2 protein-coding genes and 2 pseudogenes are annotated in these 3,290 nt (G+C 60.6%); 1 reads left to right on the plus strand and 3 read right to left on the minus strand.

Features of this window, described 5'->3' with window-relative positions:
- Window positions 1-118: pseudogene (locus F7R02_RS24635) on the plus strand (IS5-like element ISCARN85 family transposase); the annotation flags it as partial.
- 5 nt (window positions 119-123) lie between these two features.
- Here the strand turns inward: F7R02_RS24635 and F7R02_RS24640 are convergent.
- The 3 genes and pseudogenes from F7R02_RS24640 to F7R02_RS27755 form a co-directional block, all read right to left on the minus strand.
- A pseudogene (locus tag F7R02_RS24640) lies at window positions 124-1,296 on the minus strand (MASE1 domain-containing protein); the annotation flags it as partial.
- 354 nt (window positions 1,297-1,650) lie between these two features.
- On the minus strand, window positions 1,651-3,078 hold the full coding sequence (locus tag F7R02_RS24645) for a sugar porter family MFS transporter (RefSeq protein ID WP_003481947.1): 1,428 nt from the start codon (window positions 3,076-3,078) through the stop codon (window positions 1,651-1,653).
- An 85-nt stretch (window positions 3,079-3,163) separates the two neighbouring features.
- On the minus strand, window positions 3,164-3,290 hold a 127-nt coding region (locus F7R02_RS27755; protein WP_284176098.1), incomplete at its 5' end, for a hypothetical protein.

Consider the following 3,290-nt stretch of genomic DNA (forward strand, 5'->3'; position numbering starts at 1 on the left):
ACTGTTCCGTCGCTTGAAAGGCTACCGCCGGATTTTCTCGCGCTTCGAGAAGCTGGATGTCATGTTCCTTGGATTCCTCAGCTTCGTCCTAGTCGTTGATGGGCTTCGGATGTGTTAACAGGCCCTAGTTGCATTCAGCCGCTCAAAGGCGGCCGAACGTAACGATCGGAACAGTCCGTGCGTTTCGATCTCGAGCGGGTATAGCGCTCCGACATACTCGTGCAAGAGCTGAGATTCAAGCACGGCGAGACGGGTGATCTCCATTGCCGCAGCGTGCTGTCCCCGAGCACGCAGGTCAGCGATAACCGACTTCCGCATCCTGTTCACCTGAACATTGATGTCGGAATACTCGACAACTCGATTCCTCAGCGTCCTCTCAGCGGAGAGATAGCTCTCCTGGATGGCACGCTGCGCATCGACCCTTACTCGCCGGATCGTCTCAAATCGCTTTACAGGCTTGACGAATTTCGCACCTGCGGAGAAAAGAATGGCACTGACAATGACGTGAAAGATTTGAACGTCGAACAACTGTGCATTGTAGTAACCAATCTCGTACGTCTTAGGCAAAGTGATTGCCAGCGCGAAGTTGGCTAGCAACGTACCCAGCGCAGTACCTGTCCAGCCATGGTTGCGGGTCAAGAAGATCGCAGGCCCGATCAGCAACGCCATCAAGACCTTTCGAGCCCATATGCCTTGCGTGAAGCCAAGGATGTAGAACAGCACCAGGATGACAACAACCGATAGCGCCAAATCCCCCGGCAAGTCCGCCCGGGTTGGCCCTCGCCGCTGGGGGGACCAAAGCAGAACGGGAAGCAGGAAGGCCAGTATTCCCTGATAACTCCCCAACCAGTAGCGGACGAGAAATTGACCTGCATCGGCAGTTGAAGGGCCGTCGAGTGAAGCATTAAGAACGATGCTCCACGAAGAATTGAAAAACGCGATCGCAATGGAAAGCGGAATGAGGAAGGGGGTCTGCTGGATCAGCTTCCCGCAGTAGCGACGCGCGGACCAGATCCCCAAAGCAATCATGGGTGCGTGCAGAAAGGGACTCAGATAACCCCAGGCCGGGTCGTAACCTTGGTTGTGCGAGAGCGGCACACGGAGCCACAGCATCGCCGCCGCATCGCCTGCCAGCAGAAAAGGCCACTCGCGATAAGGCCTGAATAGTAGAGCGACGACACGCAGGCCAACCGGCAAATACCACTGATCGATGGAGCAATACCAGAGTGACAGGAAGGCCAAGCAGTAGCACACGCTGATCAGCGCACCCCTGACAAGCTCTCTTGTTGCCGCCATACCACCGCTCCTTGGTTTCACGATGCGCCCTAGTCTGGAGGGAATCGACCGCCGGAGTATAGCGGTGGCGCACACATTGCGGAAAAAGCCAGACAGCCTACCGACTCGTCACCACTGCGCGACGACATCATGCACTTCGCTGGTGCAGTGACACGTTTAGCATCATCAACCTTGACGAATCAGTGGCGGCAAAGCCACGGCGTTCAGCAGCTACCACAAGCGCCCCGCGACTGCCGAGATATTAATCGTTTCGGGCCAGACTCATGCTCAACCAACGGACATGCACAGACGCGATAAAGGCCGCCCTTGGCGGCCTTTATCGCAGCACGCATAGCTATCGCACACACAGCTGATTCAGCCCTCCATCTGCTCCAGCTCCTTGCCCTTGGTCTCGTAGACGTACTTGAGTACGAAGAACACCGAGATGAAGGCGGCGACGGTGTAGATGCCGTAGGCACCGGCCAGACCGATACTGCCGAGCAGGATCGGGAAGCTGACGGTGATGGCGAAGTTGGACGTCCACTGCGCGGCACCGGCAATGGCCAGGCCCGAGCCGCGGATCTGGTTGGGGAACATTTCGCCCAGCATCACCCACATCACCGGGCCCCACGAGGCGTTGAAGAACACCACGTAGACGTTGGCGGCCACCAAGGCGAGCATGCCCATGGCATCGGACATCGCAAGCTTGCCGTTGGGATCCAGCGAGGCAGTGGCAAACGCGTAGGTCACCAAGGCCAGCGAGACGGCCATGCCGGCCGAGCCGATCCACAGCAGCGGCTTGCGGCCGATCTTGTCCACCAGCATCACCGTGACCAAGCAGGCACCGATGCTGAGGCCGCCGGAAAGCACGTTGATCAACAGCGCATCCTGCTCGGAGAAGCCCACTGCCTGCCACAACACCGCGCCGTAGTAGAACACCACGTTGATGCCGACCAGTTGCTGGAACACCGCCAGGCCAATGCCGATCCAGACGATGGGGCGGATCTTGCCGGTGGCCTTGTTGATCAGGTCGGAGAACTTGGGCTTGTGCTGGTCGGCCGCCATCGAGGCGGAAATCTCGCCCAGTTTGGTCTGCGCGGCGGCGTTGCCGTACAGGCGCTTGAGTACCACCAGCGCCTGCTCGCGGCGACCCTTGACCACCAGATAGCGCGGGCTTTCCGGGATGACCAGCAGCAGCAACAGGAACAGGAGGGAGGGAACCGCCTGCATCCAGAACATCCAGCGCCAGGCGGCCTGCCCGGCCCAGAGCGGCTCGGTGGAGGCACCGGCGGCATTGGCCAGCAGGTAGTTGCTCAGGAATGCGCAGAACAGCCCGCTGATGATGGCGATCTGCTGCATCGTGGCGAGCCGGCCGCGGTAGCGCGCGGAGGCGACCTCGGCGATGTAGGCCGGCGAAATGACGCTAGCCGCGCCCACCGCAAAGCCGCCCATCACGCGCGCAAAGATGAAAAAGGCAGAGCTGTGCGAGGCGCCGGCCCCGATGGCCGAGAGCAGGAACAGCGCCGCGGAAATGATCAGGACCGCGCGGCGGCCCCAGCGGTCGGCCAGGCGGCCGGCAAAGAAGGCGCCGATGGCACAGCCCAGCAGCATCGAGGCGACCTCGAAGCCGGTCTCGGCAGCGGTGGACTGGAAGGTCTGTTTCAGGCCGTCGACGGTGCCATTGATCACGCCGCTATCGAAGCCGAACAGGAAGCCACCGATCGTGGCCACGCAACTAATCAGGATGATGAAACGGGTGTTCTCGCCGGCATCGGGGGCGCCGTCAATGGAAACACTGGACATGGGTTCACCTGGGAACGTGCAAGGGAGCGTCCACGGGGGTGGCCGCCATCGGCCGGCGACGCAATGCGCCGCCGGCCACGGGACATCAACGCGTCAGATACTGATTGATCAGGTTTTCATACGCTTCCTGGCGGCCGCTGATCTGCTGGGGCGCATTGCCGGCCGCATGCTTGGCCAGATCCGCCAGCGTGGTCTTGCCTGCGGCAAAGTCC

The organism is Xanthomonas cissicola, assembly GCF_008801575.1.
Taxonomy (GTDB): domain Bacteria; phylum Pseudomonadota; class Gammaproteobacteria; order Xanthomonadales; family Xanthomonadaceae; genus Xanthomonas; species Xanthomonas cissicola.

Coding starts and splice junctions, on each gene's coding strand:
- F7R02_RS24645 (WP_003481947.1), bottom strand. CDS start 3,078: ATGTCCAGTGTTTCCATTGACGGCGCCCCCGATGCCGGCGAGAACACC.